Consider the following 17,163-nt stretch of genomic DNA (forward strand, 5'->3'; position numbering starts at 1 on the left):
CACTCCCGTGCACCGCAGAATTTACCTGACTGCGTCGGCGGCCGGCAACCAGTCTTCCTGGGGATGGATCATGGCACCGGTGGCAAACGCCAGGTTGGCGGCTGTCACCAGAGCCATGCTGTAGGCATCGGCACGCGCCTGGCGGGCTTCGAGCAGGCGGGTCGCCATCTCGGTCGCCAGCGTGATGGTGCCAACCCCTGACTCGAAGGCCGCCAGCGCGGCATCGTAGGCCGTCTGCGCGGTACGCACCAGGTCATCGGCAGCCTGGTGCCCCTGCAATGCCGAGTTCAGCATGGTTTCGGCCGCGACCATCTCGCGCACCGCATCGCGCTGCAACGTCTGCAGTGTCTCACGCGCAGACTCATGGCGAATCTCGGCCCGCTGCAGCTGGGTACGCCGCAGCCCGCCATCGTAGAGCGGCAGCGACACCCCCAGCAGTACACCACGCGAGGTGGCCTGCTGGCTCAGGGTCGGCAGGCCGCGCACGTCAAAACTGGTGCGGCTGTGCGAGGCCACGGCCCCCAGGTAGACCTTGGGCAGAAACTCAGCCTCGGCTGCGCGTATCCCTGCTTCGGCAGCCTTGGCTGCGGCATACGCTGCAACGACGTCCGGACGCCGTGCGATAGCCATATCCAGCGCCTCCTGGGTCAGGGCACTTTCCGGCCCCGGCAGGGTGCGCAGCGACGGCGCAGCCACCTCAATGCGCGTCATGGGCGGCAGACCCACGGCCCCCAGCAGGGCCAGGTAGATGTTGCGCTCCAGGCCTTCGCTGTTGACCAGGTGGAACTGTGCCTGGGAAACAGCCTGCCTGGCCACGGCCAGCTCGACCGTGGTTCCCACGCCGGCACGCAGCCGGGCGGCAGCGGCCGCCTCGACTGCCTTCTGGTTGGCAAGCGCCTCGTGGGCCAGCCGGGTACGGCTGCGGGCGGCTTCGTACTGGTAATACTGGTCAGTGACATCCCGGATGACCTTCTGATGGATGCCGTTGAACAGGACATTGGCGGCAAATGAAAGCTGCTCGGCCCCTTCAAGCAGCGCTGCACGCTGCCCGAAGTCAAACAGCAACCACCCCAGTGCCAATGATGGTACGGTCCCCTGCACTTTGGTATCGATATCGCTGATACCGGCAATATCGGTCGGCAAAGGCCGACGGGTACGCTGCTGCCCGGTCAGGACATTGGCCGACAACTGAGGCAGGAAAGTCGCCTCGACCAGGCCGGTGGCCAGCGCTGCTTCGCGGGCATGGTTCCAGGCCTGCCGGGTCTGGGGATTTTCACGCTGAGCCAGGTCGATGAGCTGCGCCAGATCGTAGGCCCCCTCCTGCAAGGGGATTGCGGCCTGCCCGGATGCCGGCTGGCTGAGTGCCCGGATATAGGGCACGCCAAAGCCATCGACAGGTGCCTCGCTGACTTCCTGACTGATCCCGTCGGGTGCGGTACCGTGCCAGGGTCGGTCGGAGCTGGCAGGTGCGCGATCGAGCGCCTGCCCGGCGCAGCCGGCCAGCAGCAGCGTGACAGGCAGGAGTTTGTATATCGTCATCATGCAGGGCTCATTGTCAGTGTCTGCCTGAACCCGGCCAGTTTTGCCATGGCATCCTCCCGGGATGCGGCACTGGCCGTCTTGGGCTGCCGGGCAGGAAAGGTCTGCGCGACATAGGTTTGTTCCAGATCGTCAGCCAGTGCATGCAGGCGCTGCAGGCGCTCACGGCCGGGATGCACGCTGGCGGGTTCGAAATGGGACATGACCAGTTGTTCGCGCGCAGCGGCAATCTGGGCCAGGGCACTGTCGGCATAGGCACGCAATCGCCAGGGACCATAGTCCACATCGCTGCAGCGCAATGCCGTCGCCTCGATCACGGCAGCCAGTTTGCGCTCGGCCAGCCGGGCCGCACTCACCGGCCAGACGCGGGTAAACAGGACATACATGACCACATTGCCGAGCAGGATACCAATCGTTCGGTCCATGGCGACCGACAGTTCGACCTTTGGGCCGAACCCCTGCAGGACCGTCAGCAGAAATGCCAGCCCCACCTGCACACCGGCATAGGCGATACGCTCCGAGCCGCTCGACACCCAGGCTGCGCACAGGATGCCGACAAATACCAGCAGCATCAATTCGCCGATCGAGGTCATCTGCGGCATCAGCAGCAGAATGGACAGTACGCCCATCAGTGCACCGATCAGGCAGCCGATGATGCGCAGAGTCAGCTTGTGCACCGTTTCTCCGGTCGAGCCCAGGGCCACGATATAGCAGGTGATCATGGCCGTATGGATATCCTGCCACTGCAATGCGGTATAGACCAGATAGCAGAAGATGGCACCCAATGTCGTTTTCAGGGCAAAGCGGGTGTATTCCGGATTGGTCAACGCATCGGCAAAGAAAAAGCCTGCCGACGGTTCTTTCACCTTGTGCTGCTCCGCCCCCGGCACCACCGGAAAGGCAGCCAGCATGCCAGCCAGCGCCCCGGCCGGATCGGTCGCCGCCGCGGTGTCCTCGACCTGCTGCGCTGCCAGAGTGCGCACATCGCCTGCCTGTACTGCCGCAGCCAGCATCAGGCAACGCTCGCCCTGGCGTAACCGCCAGGTATCGGCAGCCGCATCGGAAGGCAATGCAGCAGCAGCCACCATCAAGGCATAGGTACTCCTGATCGCATCGGCCAGCAGGCGTATTTCCTTGCTCGAGGAAAGGTGGAACAACTGGACGAACAGCATGGCCTTGCCGATCGACTCATTGCCTTCCCGGATGCGCTCCAGCAGGCGCGGCCGGGCCGTTTCGTCCTGGGCACCAGATGTCGGCACAGGCGGGTCGGTATCCGCTCCTGCCTGCAACACCGCCGCCACGATGCGCAGCCGCTCGGCTATTTCAGTCCGCACGAGCCTCAGCGGCGACCGGCCAAAGGCCGCGCAAAAGGCCACCAGCGTTGCCATGGGCACCAGCGCCATCAGCCATGCATACAGCAATGCCCGCGTTGCCACCTCGCCCAGCGGCACCATGCCCAGCAAAGACATGATGAAGCCCATGACCAGCGCGATGATGTTGCCGACCGGCCCGAGCGGGCTGGCGGCCCCCAGGTACAGAAAGAGAAAGGAACTGAGGGCGAGCACCACCATGTGCATCATCGGGCTGTCGATGGTCCAGCGCATCAGGATGAACATGATGCCGACCACGATGGAGACCAGCACACAGATCCCCAGCCCCATCAGCATGCTTTCGCCTGTGTTCGGCTTCATCACGAACAGGATCAGGTAGCAGCCGATCGCCACCAGTGGCAACTGGTAGATCATGAAGATCGACGATGCCAGCATGCAGATGGCCGCAACCCGCCAGGCCGTGGCCAGCCGGCCGTCAAACGGTGCCAGCTCTTTCTTGAGGATCTCCCAGATCGCGTGCGGCACCGTGCGGCCTCAGCAATCCACGCCAGGTCGTACCGCCACCGTGGCCGAAGCCCCCATGCGCATCAGGTCCTCGGGCGGATCCTGCAGCAGGATGCGTACAGGAAAACGCTGCGCGACACGTACCCAGTTGAGGGATTTCTGCACATAGGGCAAGGCACGCGGCAGGGAAATCATGTCTTCGTTGTTGACCCCCCAGCCGATGCTGTCGACCCGTCCCTCGATACGACGGGTCGGATCAATCATGGTGTAGACCACCGCGCAATTGCCCCCACGAATGGCCAGCAGGTCGGTCTCGCGAAAGAATGCCGTGGCATACCAGCGCTCGGAATTGATCAGGGTAAAGAGAGATTGCCCGGGTGCCAGACGCTCGCCGGGCGACACCAGCAGGCCCACCACCAGCCCATCGTTGAGGGCATGCACCTCGGTATCGGCCAGGGCCTTGCGGGCCAGGCCCAGCGTGGCCTGGGCCTGCATCACGGCGGCTTCGGCCGCTTCCATTTCACCGACCAGTTCGCGGGCTGCCTCGGCCTGCGACAATGCCTGCGTCAGGCTGATGCGGGCATCGCGTTCTGCCGTCGCGGCCGTGTCCAGTTGCTGCTGCGGCACATAACCCTTGGCCGCCAGGGGCTGCAAACGACGCAAGGTTCGTTCGGCCAGTTCCAGGTTGGTGCGGGCCCGCGCGATCTGCTCATCGGCAATCGCCGCATTGGCCGCCTCGGCGCGAATCTGGCGACCTCGCGTGGACAATACGGCCTGCGCCATTTCCAGCCCGGCCTCGGCCTGCTGCAACTGCAGTTCGTAAACCGTCGGATCCAGCCGGAACAGCAGATCGCCACGCTTGACGCGCGCGCCCTCCTCGACCGCGAGCTCGATCAACTGCCCGGGCACGGCCGCGCTGATATGCACGATATTGGCCTGCAAGGCTGCATCCTCGGACAGCGGATTGAGTTCGTCATGCCGCAGGTAGGCAATGGCGGCGATCAGGGTAAGACCGATGAACAGGACCGCAACGGCAATGGCTGCAGGACGCTTGGAAGATCGCTGGGCAGAAGTCGTCATGTGGGATCAACGGGGAGAATAGGCATAGGCGAAGGCCATGGCGAACAGTACGGTCAGGCAGACATAGACCAGCAGCCGCAGCGGCAACTGGTCATCGATGCCAGTCCGTACCAGCACCCAGCGCACCAGGAAAGTCAGGGGAATGCCCAGCGCCGTTCCCACCAGCCAGGCCGGGAAATACGAGCCGAACAGCAGGAATTCCCCGGCACGCGGGGTACCGCAGCCCGTCAGCAGACATGCGGTCATCACCGCCATCAAAGCACTGCGCACATGCATGCGGTATTCATCCTTTTGCAGATATCGGAAGTCTTCACATATTATGACCTGAATTTTCAGGTAATTTCCGTTCCGCCCCTATCGCGCCAGCGCAGCCGATACCGTATCGATATCCTTGTCGCCACGCCCGGACAGGTTCACCAGGATGACCTGGTCCCGGCGCATCGACGGTGCCAGTGCCAGGGCATGGGCCACGGCGTGACTGGATTCCAGCGCAGGAATGATCCCCTCGACGCGGCACAGGCGCTGGAATGCATCCAGCGCGGCCTCGTCGGTTGCCCCGGCATATTCGGCGCGCCCCGTTTCATGCAGCCAGGCATGCTCAGGCCCGACACCGGGATAATCCAGCCCTGCGCTGATGCTGTGCGTCTCGACGACCTGCCCATGTGCATCCTGCAACACCATGGTACGGTTGCCGTGCAGCACACCGGGACTGCCACGCAGGATGGACGCAGCATGCCGGCCACTGTCGAGCCCCAGTCCGGCTGCCTCGACCCCCACCAGACGGACATCCGGCTGATCGATGTAGGGATGGAAAATACCCATCGCATTGCTGCCACCGCCCACGCAGGCCACCACGACATCGGGCTGGCGTCGGCCCATGCCCAGCTCCGCCAGCAACGACGGCATCTGTGTCAGGCATTCGCGGCCGATCACGCTCTGGAAGTCGCGTACCATCATCGGGTAGGGATGCATGCCGGCGACGGTGCCGATCAGGTAGAAGGTATCGTCGACATTCGTCACCCAGTCGCGCATGGCTTCGTTCATGGCGTCCTTGAGTGTGCGACTGCCGGAATCGACCGCCCGCACGGTAGCCCCCAGCAGGTGCATGCGCTCGACATTGGGCCGCTGCCTGCGCACATCCTCGCTGCCCATGTAGACCACGCACTCAAGCCCATAACGTGCACAGATGGTGGCCGTGGCGACGCCGTGCTGACCCGCCCCTGTTTCGGCAATGATGCGCGGCTTGCCCATGCGTCTGGCCAGCATGGCCTGCCCGATCACATTGTTGATTTTGTGCGCGCCGGTATGGTTCAGGTCCTCGCGCTTGAGGAAAATCTGCGCGCCCCCGGCCTGCTCGCTCAACCGCCGTGCATGGTAGATCGGCGTCGGGCGGCCGACATAGTGGGCCAGCTCATATTCAAATTCGGCGCGGAATGCGGGATCGTCGCGATAGTGCAGGTAGGCCTCGCGCAACTGCGCGACGGCCGGGACCAGGGTTTCGCCGATGAAGCTGCCGCCATAGCGACCGAAATGGCCGGCCTCGTCGGGCAGGCAGGAAACAGGATTGGCGTGGACGTGATTCATGATGGGACTTTCCATAGCGTTCATCCTCCGCGCACAGGCGGGTGGAAGGCTGATGCAGATACGTCCGGCACGCGGCAGAAGTCTGGCCCGCACATACTGTGCAGGGCATCATCATTGCATGCAGGACAGCAGAGATCGGTGGTCAGCGAGAACCACCCGGGCCGCTCAAGGGCGCAGGGAAAACGGCCAGCGCTCGCGCTTGCCGATGCGTACCCACCACGAGAGTCGCGGCGAGAGATGACGTTTGTTGGTGGCAGTGACCAATGCGATATCTGTCAGGAAAGAGCGACCTGTCCAGATTAATACAAAACCGCACGCTTGAGAACCGGGTAACGACCTTCTTGGCCCGAAGCGCATCTGCCGCTATGATGCCCGCCACACATTCCTCGCCGCCAGGGGCAGCCGACATGCAAGAAACCGAACTCGACGATGGCACGGCAGACCGTTTTCTGCTGGACACGCCAGGCACCTGCCTGCTGGTCTTTTACAGTCGCACCTGCGGCAACTGCCAGCTTGCCCGCGAACAGCTGCCGCAGATGAACCTGCCGGTAGACTGGCTGTGCTGGATCGATGCCGGCGACAATGGCGGCCTGGTGCAGCGCTACGAGGTTTTCCACCTGCCCAGCATGTTCATGGCCCGCGACGGCGTGTTCTACGGGCCGGTCGACGCACGGCTGGAGTCATGGGATATCCGCCGTCAGTTGGCGCTGGCGGAAAGCAATTACCCTGCCGAACTGCCCTGACCGCCCTCACCCCATGCATGGCCAGGAAGGCCGGCAGCGCGCTTTCGGGCAGTGGTGCACTGAAAAAATAGCCCTGATAGCATTCGCACCCGTGCTTGAGCACGAAATCCAGGTGCGTCTCGTTCTCCACCCCCTCGGCCACCACCGTCAGGCCGAGATCCCGGCCCAGCTGGAAAATGCTGTGCACGATAGCTCCCCCGGTCCGGCTCAGGGTCGCATCCAGGATGAACGAGCGGTCTATCTTGATCTGCTCGAGCGGCAAGCGCTTGAGATACGACAGCGATGAATAACCCGTGCCGAAATCATCCAGGGCAAAGCCGATACCCAGTTTCCGCAGGGACTCCATCTTGGCAATGGTGCCCTTGATATCCTCCACCATCAGGCTTTCGGTCAGTTCCAGCTTCAGGCGCGATGGATCGGCACCTGTCCGCAGCAACGTCTCCTGCACCTGCTCGACAAACCTGGGATGACGAAATTCACGGGCGCTGATATTGACCGACATGGTCAGCCGCGCCGTTTCCGGGGAGCTCGCCCATGCCGCCAGGCGCTCGCAGGCCCACTGCAGTATCCACTGGCCCAACTGGACGATCAGCCCGGTTTCTTCCGCCACGGGAATGAATTGCAGCGGCGATACCAGGCCCATACGGGCATGCCGCCAGCGCACCAGCGCCTCGACGCCGGTGACCTGCCCCAGGCTGTCCGACTGAGGCTGGTAATAGAGCGCAAAATCCTCCTGCGCCAGCGCCTGGCGCAGGTCCATTTCGAGCAAGGCGCGGGCCATCATGTCGGCCTGCATGCGACGGTCGAAAAAACACACGCCATTGCGCCCTGCCGCCTTGGCCTGGTACATCGCCATGTCGGCCTGCTTCATCAGTTCACCGACCGTTTCGCCCCCGCCCAGGAACGCCGCCACCCCGATGCTGGAGCTGTTCTCGTAGGTATAGCCATCGATATGGTAGGGCGCACTCAGGGCCGACAGGATATTGCGTGCCACGCGCCGGGCCTGGCGGTTGAGCTGGGCCGGCACTGTACCCAGCCCTTCCAGGAGCACAACGAACTCGTCCCCGCCCAGACGCCCGACCATGTCGCCGCTGCGCACACACTGACGCAACCGGCGGGCCGCCTGCGCCAGCAACTGATCGCCCTTGTCATGGCCCAGCGTATCGTTGATCGTCTTGAAATTGTCCAGGTCGATGAACAGCAGTGCGCCCGCCCCCTGCTCGTGTCGCGCCCGGTTCAGCGCCTGCTCCAGCATATCCATCAGATGCTTGCGGTTGGGCAGGCCGGTCAGGGCATCATGCAGGGCGATCTGGCGGATTTCCCTCAACCCTTCCTGGCGCTGCATCTCGCTGGCCGCACTGGCGGCAAATATCTGCAGGATCGATACGATGAAGTCGTGCTGCTTGGGCTGGTGGTCGAGCATGGCATAAAGCACCCCAATGGCCGTCCCGGAGGCATCCTCGACACGGTAGGCCACGCAGGCCTGGGCATGGCACTGTCCCAGCATCGTCCCGGCAGGCAGGTCATGCCCCGCCATCATCCAGCGCACCCGACACGCTCCGCTGCCGCATGCCATGCGCTCCGGCTGCCATTCGAGATCGGGGCAGGCCTGTCCCTCGACGATCGCGGCCACGGTACGCAAACCGCCCTGCGGCAGGCAACGTGCCAGGCAACCCGCCTTCGCCCCCAGCACCTCCAGCATGTGCCGCACCATCTGCTCGAAGAAGGCACTGCCGGAATGCGAGGACACCGCTGCTGCCACCTGCAGCATGGCCGACTGGATATGCCGCTGCTCTTCAAGGGCACGCATGCGCCCCATGCCGAATGCCAGATCATCCATCAGCGTCTGCAGCAGACGCCGCTCATCCTCGCCCGCCTGGACAGGATCGGCAGAATACAGGCCCAGCATGCCGATGACACGATCATCTTCGCAAAGCGGCAGGCAGATCGCACTGGCCAGGCCAAACCGGCGGGCACGCTCCGGCCAGGCGATGTCTGTCTGCCTGGCCAGGTCATCGGCCACGCCGATCTCGCCTGCCGTCATCACACCATGCGCCAGCACCGAATGGCCTGCCATCCCCTCACCCCAGGAAACCACGGCATCATCGAGATAACGCGTATCGCCTGCGGCCGCCACCGGCTCCAGCCTCTTGTCGAACCCAGGACGGGCCAGCCCGACCCAGGCCAGCCGATAGCCGCCCACCTGCACGGCCAGCGCACACACCTGCCGGAACATATCAGCCCTGGAGTCGACACGAACCAGCGCTTCGTTGCAGGCACTCAACAGGCGCTGGACGCCACCGACACGCAGTATCTCCCGACCGGCCCGGATCTGGCGTGTGATATCTCGCAGTGACAGCAATCGGACACGCCGCCTGGCCAGTTCGAACTGGCTGCCAATGACCTCCACATCGATAAGCGTCCCATCGGCACGGCAGTGTCGCTGTCGCAGGCTCTCGGAATCTGCCGCCTTCGGCGTAACAGGAGGCACACCGCCATACAGTGCCTGCCCGATATCCTGTCCGGGCCAGAGATCATGCAGGGTCAGCATCAGGAAGTCCGACCGCCCATATCCGTACAGGTCCAGAGCTGCCTGATTGACCTCCAGCAGCCGCAGCGAATCCTGGTCATGGACCAGCATGGGAATGGGATTGCGTTCGAAGAAAAGCCTGAACCCGGTCTCGCCCGGAATGCCAGCCGTGACCGATGACGCGGCGAACGGCTGCGCGTCGAGCAAAGGATCACTCATTGGGCAAAGTTGAAAAAGCAACAGAATATTGGAATTTATTGCTTTTCAACAAAAATGACAAGCATTCCCATATCAGGAATGGGGATAGCGGCCCGCTCAGAACCGGCCAGGCACCTCGCGCCATTGTCCGGGCAGCAGGTCATCGAGCGCCCACGGGCCGATGCGCATCCGCACCAGCCGCAGCGTGGGCAAGCCTACCGACGCCGTCATCCGTCGTACCTGCCGGTTACGGCCTTCCGTGATCACCAGTTCCAGCCAGGCGGTCGGAATATGCTGGCGGAAACGGATGGGGGGATCGCGCAGCCACAGTGTCGGGGCATCCAGCAGGCGGGCTCTGGCCGGCCGCGTCGGGCCATCCTTGAGCACCACGCCATCGCGCAGCTGCTGCAACTGCAACTCGGTCGGCAGCCCCTCGACCTGGGCCCAGTAAGTCTTCTCCATCTGGTGCCGCGGGTCGGCAATGCGTGCCTGCAAACGGCCATCGTTGGTGAGCAGCAACAGGCCTTCGCTGTCCCGGTCAAGCCGCCCGGCAGGGTAGACCCCCGGCACGGGCACGAAATCCTTGAGCGTGGGCCGCCCCTGGTCATCGCTGAACTGCGTCAGGACATCATACGGCTTGTTCAGCAGAATCAGGCGCGACGGCGCAGCCAGCGTCTGCCGAACCTGGCCGACCGGCCCCCGGGCAGCGGGCGCGGCAGGTGAACGAGAACGTGCAGGGCGTTGACGGCGAGATTCAACCATGGGGAAACCGGGACAGGACAGGACGACCTGCAGTGTACCCGGCCGCAACGACTCCCGGCCGAAGCATCCACTGGACACCGGTTCACATCAAAAGGCGCTGCGCAGGGGAAGCCAGGGGGAGTCATCCTAGCTACAGTCATCCACAAAGACATGCCGTTGCCCTCGCGAGCAGCTTTCGATGCGCGCCTCGATGCCGTAGATCCGGGCCAGCCGCTCGGGCGTCAGCACCACATCGGGGTGTCCGCACACGCTGTGCTGCCGGTCTTCCAGCACCAGTACGCATTCGGCAAACCGCATGACCTGGTTCAGGTCGTGCAGGGACGCCACGCACACCATGCTGCGTGCCGCGATCACCTGGCTGATCTGCTTGAAAAACTGCATCTGTCGGCGCAGATCCAGTGCGCTGGTGGGTTCGTCCAGCAACAGGATCTGCGGCTGGCGCACCAGCACCTGGGCCAGGCCGGCCAGTTGCCGCTGACCGCCGCTCAATTCGGCCATGGTACGAAAGCCGAGTTCGGCAATCCCCAGCATCGCCAGCACGGACTCGATTTCATCATGCTCATGACTGCTGACCCGCCAGCCTCGGCTCTGGTTCTTGAGTGAAAGGATCATCGACTCATAGACCGTCAGGCGTGCCTCCGGCGTCGTGTCCTGCGGCATGTAGCAGATCCGGGCCGCCTCGACCGGCCGGCCATCATGCTCGGCCACAACACACCCCGGCCCGTCGAGCTGGCCGGCCAGGCGCCTGAGCAGCGTGGACTTGCCTGCACCATTGGCACCGACCAGCGCCACCAGGGAACCACCCTGCAACGCAGGCGTGGAGACCCCCTCCAGAATGGTCTGCCGGCCATAGGCAGCCCCGACCCGATCCAATGTCAGCGTCACCATGCCTGTCTCTTCCTGTCCATGATCAGTGCAATGAAAAACGGAATGCCGATGAGGGTCGTGATCACTCCGATCGGGAAAATTGCGCCCGGCAGGATCATCCGGCTCACCAGCGAACTCAGCGACAGGATCAGGCCGCCACACAGCATGGCGACCGGCATGAAAAAGCGCTGGTCCTCGCCTACGGTCAGCCGTGCCAGATGCGGCGCGATCAGACCGATGAAACCGATGGTGCCGATCGCCGCCACGGAGCAGGCTGCCAGCAGGCTGACCATCACCAGCACGTACAGCCGCAGGCGGGCGACTTTCACCCCCAGGCTGGCAGCCCGCTGGTCACCCAGCCGCAAGGCTGTCAGTTTCCAGGCATGACAGGCAAAGAACGGGACCGCTATCGCCAGCGACAGCAACACGATCCCCAGCTTGGGCCAGGTACTCTTGGTCAGGCTGCCAAGCGACCAGAACACCACTGCGGCCACTGCCTGGTCCGAGGAAAAGAACTGCACGATCGCCAGCAGTGCATTGAAAATGAACACCATGGCCAGCCCGAAAAGAATGATCGTTTCCCGGGTCACGTGCCGACGCACACTGAGCAGGTGGATGACACCCGCAGAAAGCATGGCCATCACGAAAGCGTTGACAGGCACCACCTGCGCCGTCACGAACGGAACCAGGCTGATCCCGGCGGCAATCCCCAGCGAAGCGCCAAAGCTGGCCGCAGCGGAGATCCCCAGCGTGAAGGGGCTCGCCATCGGGTTGTCGAGTATGGTCTGCATCTGCGCGCCGGCCAGTGCCAGCGCCGCACCACACAGCACGGCCATCAGCGCCATCGGCAGGCGCATGTCCCACACCACTACCCGGACAGTGCGCTCTACACCATCCGGCGACACAATCGCCTGCAACACCTCGGACAGCGACAACTGCGTCGGGCCATAACCGATATCGGCCACCAGGCTCAGGCACAGCGCCACCAGCAAGGCCAGCAATACCCCGACCTTGAAATGGACCCTGCGCCCATAGGTATGACGCCCACTCGCCTGCGACCTGCCAAGGGACGAATCAGTGTGCATGGTCATGTTCTCCCTCCAGCGCGGCAAAATAGCCCGGCGCATAGGGCACGGGCAGGAAACGCGCGTGCAGCGTCCTGAATGTCTCGTCCACATCCAGATCCTCGAACAGCGCCGGATGCAGCCATTTGGCCAATTGCTGTACGGCGACGAAGTCGTAGGGACTGTTGTAGAACTGGTGCCAGATGGCATAGAACCTGCGCTGCGCAACAGCGGGCGAGCCGCTGTAGGCGGATTTGTCCAGATAACGTGCCAAAGCCTGCCGGGCTCGCACCGCGTCCGCGCCGGGCCCGACCGGGATCCAGTCGCCATCAGGGCGGAAGGCGCTCCAGTCGGCACTGGTCACCAGCACGACGTCCGGGGACATGGCCAGCACCTGTTCGGGACTGAGCTGTCCGAAGGTACCCGGCAGTACCTCAGCCGCCAGGTTGTGCCCTCCTGCCATTTCCACATAATGGCCCATATTCTCATCGCCAAAGCTGTAGCAACACTCTTCGGCGAACCCTCCCATTCTTTCGATGAACACACGCGGCTGCGTCACGTCTGCCTGCGCGAGGCGCTCGGTGACACGCGCACGTTCTCGAGCACGGAACGCGATGAAATCCTCCGTGCGCGCACGCTGCCCCAGGATGTCGCCAAACAACCGCAGCGAGGGCTCTGTGTTGCGCTCGGGATGATGGCGAAAATCCACATACACGACCGGGATGCCGAGGCTGTCCAGCGTTTCCAGATAGCGGGCATCATCGGCAATGCGCGCTGTCTCCATGTTGAGAAACAGCACATCGGGCCTGAGTGCCACCGCGCGCTCGAGATTGAACGAAGCATCGGCCAGCCGTCCCAATACCGGGATCTCTCGGATCTCTGGAAATATCTTGAGGTACTGCGTATAGGTCGCCGGGTCGGCCTGCTCCAGGTCGCCGCCCCACCCCACGATACGCTCGAAAGGACGAGCCCCCTCGAGCATGGCCACGGCATAAGCCTGGCGCGCCTCCTCCAGGATAATGCGCCGCACCGGCAGCCTGATCTCCACCTGCCGCCCCAGCACATCGGTCACGACGATGCGGTCTTCGCCCCCCGTGCCGGCCTCAACTGCCGACGCCGGTACGACAGATGCCGGAGCAGCCTGCACCGCTCCCCACCCCATCGCCAGCCACAGCCCCATGCCTGCCAGCAGGCGTCCCCAGTTGCTGCCTGCCCATTCATGCATCATCCTTTCCTCCGTCCATCACGAACCCGATACCGCAGGCGGGCGCACCCGCAGCAGCACCCACCATGCGACCAGATAGGCCGCCGCCACGTAAAAATAGATATCTGCCAGCGCGCCGGCATACAGCAGGCCGGCACCGCAGGCGACACCGACCACCGAACAACACTGGGATACACTCTGGAGCCGTCCCAGCACCGCCCCCTGCCGACCGGCCGGCGTATGCCGGGACACCAGTCCTGTCAGAACCGGCGTGGTGGCCGCCAGCAGCACGCCCACTATGAACTGGCCGGCAAAAAACCATCCCGGCACCCTGGCTACCCCCAGCACGCAGCCAACCAGCGCCAGCCCCCAGGCCAGCCATCGCTGAACACGCATGACGCCGACGGCCTGCTGCCCCTCGAAATGGCGTGCCCAGGCTCCCGCCCCTGCGCAGAAACCCAATGCGACCAGTCCGTAAGAGAGCCCTGTCTGCCAGGGCGCAAACTGCAATACCTGCTCGGCATACAGGGACAGCGGCAGTTGCAGGATCATTCTGGCGGCCAGCAGCAAACCCAGAGCCAGGATCGTGATACGCAGCCAGCCTGGCACACCCTCACCCTGACGGCCTGCCAAATCTGCTGATGCGTGTCCGGAAGCCCGTACAGCCAACCGGGTAGAGGCCGGCAGGCGTGCACGCCCCTGCAGCGGCGGCAGGCACACGGCCACGGCCAGCGCACAGGCCGTACAGGCCAGTGCCGCCAGCGTATTCAGCCAGAAGAACGGTGCCACGCCGAGCAGCGCACCACCCGCCAACGCGCCCAGGAACGACCCGACGTTGGTCGCGATCTGCAGTCTGGCAAACAGCCGATAGCGCTGCCTGCGGCGTGTCAATGCAGCGCAATAGGCCTGGGCTGGCGCGATGAAACCGGCCAGCGCCCCCTGCAGGAAGCGCAGCACGAGCACTTCGACCGCCCCGCTGCTGAAGGCCAGCGCCAGTTGCGTCAGCGCCAGTCCGATCAGTGCGCGGATCATCATCCAGCGGTGCCCGACCCGATCACCCACGCGCCCCCACCAGATGCTGGTCAGTGCCACACCGAGCATCGGCAGGATGTAGACCCCTGCTCCGGCCAGCGACAACAGGGCGCGATCATGCACCAGTCCCTGCAGATACAGGGGCCAGAATGGGTTGCTCATTTCCATGGCTCCCATGGAAATGAACTGGATCACGATAATCCGCCGCGTCAGCGCGGAAGCTGCCCTCACGATTCGGTCAGAAATCCACCGTGGCAGACAATACAAAGGTCCTGGGTGTCGCAGGCGACGCCGCGCCCCACGATGTCACGCCGGCCCAGTAAGCACGGTCGGCGACATTCTGCACCGTCGCCCGGAAAGTCGTGGTGTGACCGGCAATCCTGGCCACATAGCGGGCACCGAGGTCAAACCGGGTCCACGCCGGGATCTCCGCACTGTTGGTCTGGTTGACGTACTGCCGCCCCGTATGGACCAGATCACCGGTCAGGGTCAGGCGCGGCACGACGGGTACATCCCACTCGACACCCAGGTTGGCCATCAGTCGCGGCACACCGATGGGACGATTGCCCACCAGCGCCGGATTGCCCGAACTGGTCATCTTGGATTGCAGCAGCGTGACGCCACCCAGCACCCGCAGGCCCGGCCGAACCTCACCATAGCCATACAGCTCCAGTCCGCGGTTGCGCTGCTCGCCATTGACCGAGAACACGCCCTGATTCAGCCCTCCGCTGGGCTTCTCGATCTGAAACAGGGACAGGCTGGCAAACATGTCGCCAAAATCGTATTTCGTGCCGATTTCGTATTGCTTGCTCTTGTACGGGGCCATGACCTCGCCGTAGTTGCTGGCGGCGGGTGGTGCAATCTCGCCTTTGCTCAGACCCTCGATATAGTTGGCATAGAGGGACCAGTTGCGCGACGGATTGACCACGATGCCCACGGCAGGTGTCGTGACGCTCTCGTCATAGACGCTGGAGCCGCCACCGCTGAGCACGTTGTAGTTGGTGGACTTGATCTTCTGGCGACGCACCCCGAGCGACAATTGCAGGGTGTCGTCGAACAGAGTCATCGTATCGACCAGGGCCAGGCTGGTATTGCGGTTGTCATGGATCCGCGGCACCTCGGATGGCCGCGCAATATTCTGTTCGGGGTAGTAGACAGGATCATAGATATTGGACTGCACCGCCGTACCGGGGTTGAGCGCACGGTCGAACACTTCACGGTAAGCGCTTGCCTGCAGGGTCACCGAATGCTTGACCGAACCCGTCTCGAAGCGGGCGCGCAGGCCGCCGTCGAAAGTACGACGATCAACTTCAAAGATTGCGTACGTCGGCGTGATCAGGGTATCGCCGGAGGCACTGATCAGACGTGGCGCGGAATCATATACGCGCGAGACCTTGGCACCTGACGTGCCGACGTTGGCAAATACCGACAGGGAATCCGTCACGTCAAACTCGGTACGCAGCAATGCGGCACGCTCGCGGTTGCGCGACCACTCCCAGGGCTGGGTGACATTGATCTTGCCATCCGGCGCATCGGGCATGTCGAAATTGCCTGCCAGCATGATGGGACGGCCAGTGGCATCGATCCGTTCGTTCTGCGACAGCAGGTCCAGCGTGGCTCGGAAACGGGTACCGGCATAGTCCAGCGCCAGCGCGCCGACATTGCCTTCGACCGACTGGTGCTTCATCGTGGTATCACCACCGTAGTAACTGCCATTGAGGCGGATACCGAACTCCTCGTCCTCGCCGAAACGCCGGCCTACATCCAGGTGCCCCTTGAACTGGCTGTCGGAAGTGTAGGTCGTGGTCAGGCTGGCGCTGTCCTCGAGCGCCCGCTTGGGCGCAATATTGATCACCCCGCCGACCGATCCATTGGGCGACATGCCGAACAGCAGCGCCCCCGGCCCCTTGACGACTTCGATGCGCTCCACATATTCGGTCCTGACACGGTAGTTGGGTGCCACGCCGTAGATGCCGTCGAAGGCGATCTCGCCCGAATTGCCCTCCCAGATCGGGAAGCCGCGGATATACAGATTGTCGACATTACCGCCCGGCAGCACCGTATAGCGCACCGAGGGATCGCGATTGACCGCCTCGGCGATCGTATTGGCCTGCAGGTTGCCGATGGCCTCTGCGGTATAGCTGGTCGTGCTGAACGGGGCCTTCATGTTCGAAGTATTGCCCAGCACCCCCAGACGCACGCCCTGCGCCACCTGGCCACCGGCATACGGCAGGGGCAGCAGATCCAGCGACTGGTCGGCCGCCGTCACCGAAATCGTCGAGAGCGTTTCCACGCCGGGGGCCTGTGGCAGGCGACGCAGGCCATAACCATCGCCACGCTGCACCAGATCAAAACCGGTACCGTCCAGGATCTGTTCGAAGCCCTGTCTGGGCGTGACCGTACCACGCACGCCCTGACTCTGCACACCGGCCACCTGCGTCGGATCGAACGACAGGGCCACCCCCGCCTGCGCAGCAAAACGCGACAGCACATCGGCCAGCGGGCCTGCAGCGATATCCACGGCCTGCGCAGCCGACGCCGCTTCGGCTGTCTGTGCCGAGGCCTGCTGCGGCATGGCAGACAGCAACAGCATGCCGACCAGGGCAGCCTGAACGGCGCAGGCCAGTGGTTGCCGGCGCACCAGCAGGGTGCGAGACACGCCGCGATGGCCCGGCAGCGCATGAGACGGAAGGAAGAATGACGACATGGTGCTACCTTTTCTCCG

13 protein-coding genes are annotated in these 17,163 nt (G+C 63.7%); 1 reads left to right on the top strand and 12 read right to left on the bottom strand.

What is annotated here, in order from left to right:
* Positions 1-21 precede the first annotated feature (21 nt).
* The 5 genes from ABN482_RS06570 to trpB all read right to left on the bottom strand — a co-directional run bounded on the left by ABN482_RS06570 (position 22) and on the right by trpB (position 6,038).
* Positions 22-1,542, bottom strand: a complete 1,521-nt coding sequence (locus ABN482_RS06570; RefSeq protein WP_349503232.1) for a TolC family protein — start codon at positions 1,540-1,542, stop codon at positions 22-24.
* Complete coding sequence (locus ABN482_RS06575; protein WP_349503233.1) at positions 1,539-3,395, bottom strand: FUSC family protein; 1,857 nt, start codon at positions 3,393-3,395, stop codon at positions 1,539-1,541. The genes ABN482_RS06570 and ABN482_RS06575 overlap by 4 nt, the downstream gene beginning before the upstream one ends.
* A gap of 9 nt (positions 3,396-3,404) precedes the next feature.
* Positions 3,405-4,454 carry a multidrug transporter subunit MdtN gene (mdtN, locus tag ABN482_RS06580; protein ID WP_349503234.1) on the bottom strand — a complete coding sequence of 350 codons (1,050 nt, stop codon included), beginning with the start codon at positions 4,452-4,454 and terminating at the stop codon, positions 3,405-3,407.
* A 6-nt stretch (positions 4,455-4,460) separates the two neighbouring features.
* Positions 4,461-4,730, bottom strand: a complete 270-nt coding sequence (locus ABN482_RS06585) for a YtcA family lipoprotein (protein WP_349503235.1) — start codon at positions 4,728-4,730, stop codon at positions 4,461-4,463.
* A 78-nt stretch (positions 4,731-4,808) separates the two neighbouring features.
* Entirely contained in the window at positions 4,809-6,038 is a 1,230-nt protein-coding gene (gene trpB, locus ABN482_RS06590) for a tryptophan synthase subunit beta (RefSeq protein WP_349503236.1), read from the bottom strand.
* A 407-nt stretch (positions 6,039-6,445) separates the two neighbouring features.
* Here trpB and ABN482_RS06595 point away from each other — a divergent pair, with 407 nt between their 5' ends.
* Positions 6,446-6,781 (top strand): YbbN family protein, encoded by a 336-nt coding sequence (locus ABN482_RS06595; RefSeq protein WP_109061911.1) that lies wholly within the window; start codon positions 6,446-6,448, stop codon positions 6,779-6,781.
* Here the strand turns inward: ABN482_RS06595 and ABN482_RS06600 are convergent.
* From ABN482_RS06600 to ABN482_RS06630, 7 genes are all read right to left on the bottom strand, one after another.
* Positions 6,669-9,530 carry a sensor domain-containing protein gene (locus ABN482_RS06600; protein WP_349503237.1) on the bottom strand — a complete coding sequence of 954 codons (2,862 nt, stop codon included), beginning with the start codon at positions 9,528-9,530 and terminating at the stop codon, positions 6,669-6,671. The genes ABN482_RS06595 and ABN482_RS06600 overlap by 113 nt on opposite strands.
* Before the next feature lie 96 nt (positions 9,531-9,626).
* Positions 9,627-10,271 (bottom strand): pseudouridine synthase, encoded by a 645-nt coding sequence (locus ABN482_RS06605; protein WP_349503238.1) that lies wholly within the window; start codon positions 10,269-10,271, stop codon positions 9,627-9,629.
* A gap of 126 nt (positions 10,272-10,397) precedes the next feature.
* A complete protein-coding gene (locus ABN482_RS06610) occupies positions 10,398-11,159 on the bottom strand; it encodes an ABC transporter ATP-binding protein (protein ID WP_349503239.1) in 762 nt (253 codons plus the stop codon).
* Positions 11,153-12,229: a FecCD family ABC transporter permease gene (locus ABN482_RS06615; protein ID WP_349503240.1), complete on the bottom strand. Its 1,077-nt coding sequence runs from the start codon at positions 12,227-12,229 to the stop codon at positions 11,153-11,155. The genes ABN482_RS06610 and ABN482_RS06615 overlap by 7 nt, the downstream gene beginning before the upstream one ends.
* Positions 12,213-13,430, bottom strand: coding sequence for an ABC transporter substrate-binding protein (locus ABN482_RS06620; RefSeq protein ID WP_349503241.1), 1,218 nt, complete (start codon positions 13,428-13,430; stop codon positions 12,213-12,215). The genes ABN482_RS06615 and ABN482_RS06620 overlap by 17 nt, the downstream gene beginning before the upstream one ends.
* A 15-nt stretch (positions 13,431-13,445) precedes the next feature.
* On the bottom strand, positions 13,446-14,669 hold the full coding sequence (locus ABN482_RS06625) for an MFS transporter (protein WP_349503242.1): 1,224 nt from the start codon (positions 14,667-14,669) through the stop codon (positions 13,446-13,448).
* A 7-nt stretch (positions 14,670-14,676) separates the two neighbouring features.
* Positions 14,677-17,145: a TonB-dependent siderophore receptor gene (locus ABN482_RS06630; RefSeq protein ID WP_502877254.1), complete on the bottom strand. Its 2,469-nt coding sequence runs from the start codon at positions 17,143-17,145 to the stop codon at positions 14,677-14,679.
* Between the last annotated feature and the right edge of the window lie 18 nt (positions 17,146-17,163).

This window comes from Corticimicrobacter sp. (assembly GCF_040137905.1).
In the GTDB taxonomy this organism is placed as follows: Bacteria; Pseudomonadota; Gammaproteobacteria; order Burkholderiales; family Burkholderiaceae_B; genus Corticimicrobacter.

Coding starts and splice junctions, on each gene's coding strand:
- ABN482_RS06605 (WP_349503238.1), bottom strand. CDS start 10,271: ATGGTTGAATCTCGCCGTCAACGCCCTGCACGTTCTCGTTCACCTGCC.
- ABN482_RS06570 (WP_349503232.1), bottom strand. CDS start 1,542: ATGATGACGATATACAAACTCCTGCCTGTCACGCTGCTGCTGGCCGGC.
- ABN482_RS06615 (WP_349503240.1), bottom strand. CDS start 12,229: ATGACCATGCACACTGATTCGTCCCTTGGCAGGTCGCAGGCGAGTGGG.
- mdtN (WP_349503234.1), bottom strand. CDS start 4,454: ATGACGACTTCTGCCCAGCGATCTTCCAAGCGTCCTGCAGCCATTGCC.
- ABN482_RS06595 (WP_109061911.1), top strand. CDS start 6,446: ATGCAAGAAACCGAACTCGACGATGGCACGGCAGACCGTTTTCTGCTG.
- ABN482_RS06600 (WP_349503237.1), bottom strand. CDS start 9,530: ATGAGTGATCCTTTGCTCGACGCGCAGCCGTTCGCCGCGTCATCGGTC.
- ABN482_RS06630 (WP_502877254.1), bottom strand. CDS start 17,145: ATGTCGTCATTCTTCCTTCCGTCTCATGCGCTGCCGGGCCATCGCGGC.
- ABN482_RS06585 (WP_349503235.1), bottom strand. CDS start 4,730: ATGCATGTGCGCAGTGCTTTGATGGCGGTGATGACCGCATGTCTGCTG.
- ABN482_RS06610 (WP_349503239.1), bottom strand. CDS start 11,159: ATGGTGACGCTGACATTGGATCGGGTCGGGGCTGCCTATGGCCGGCAG.
- ABN482_RS06620 (WP_349503241.1), bottom strand. CDS start 13,430: ATGATGCATGAATGGGCAGGCAGCAACTGGGGACGCCTGCTGGCAGGC.
- trpB (WP_349503236.1), bottom strand. CDS start 6,038: ATGAATCACGTCCACGCCAATCCTGTTTCCTGCCTGCCCGACGAGGCC.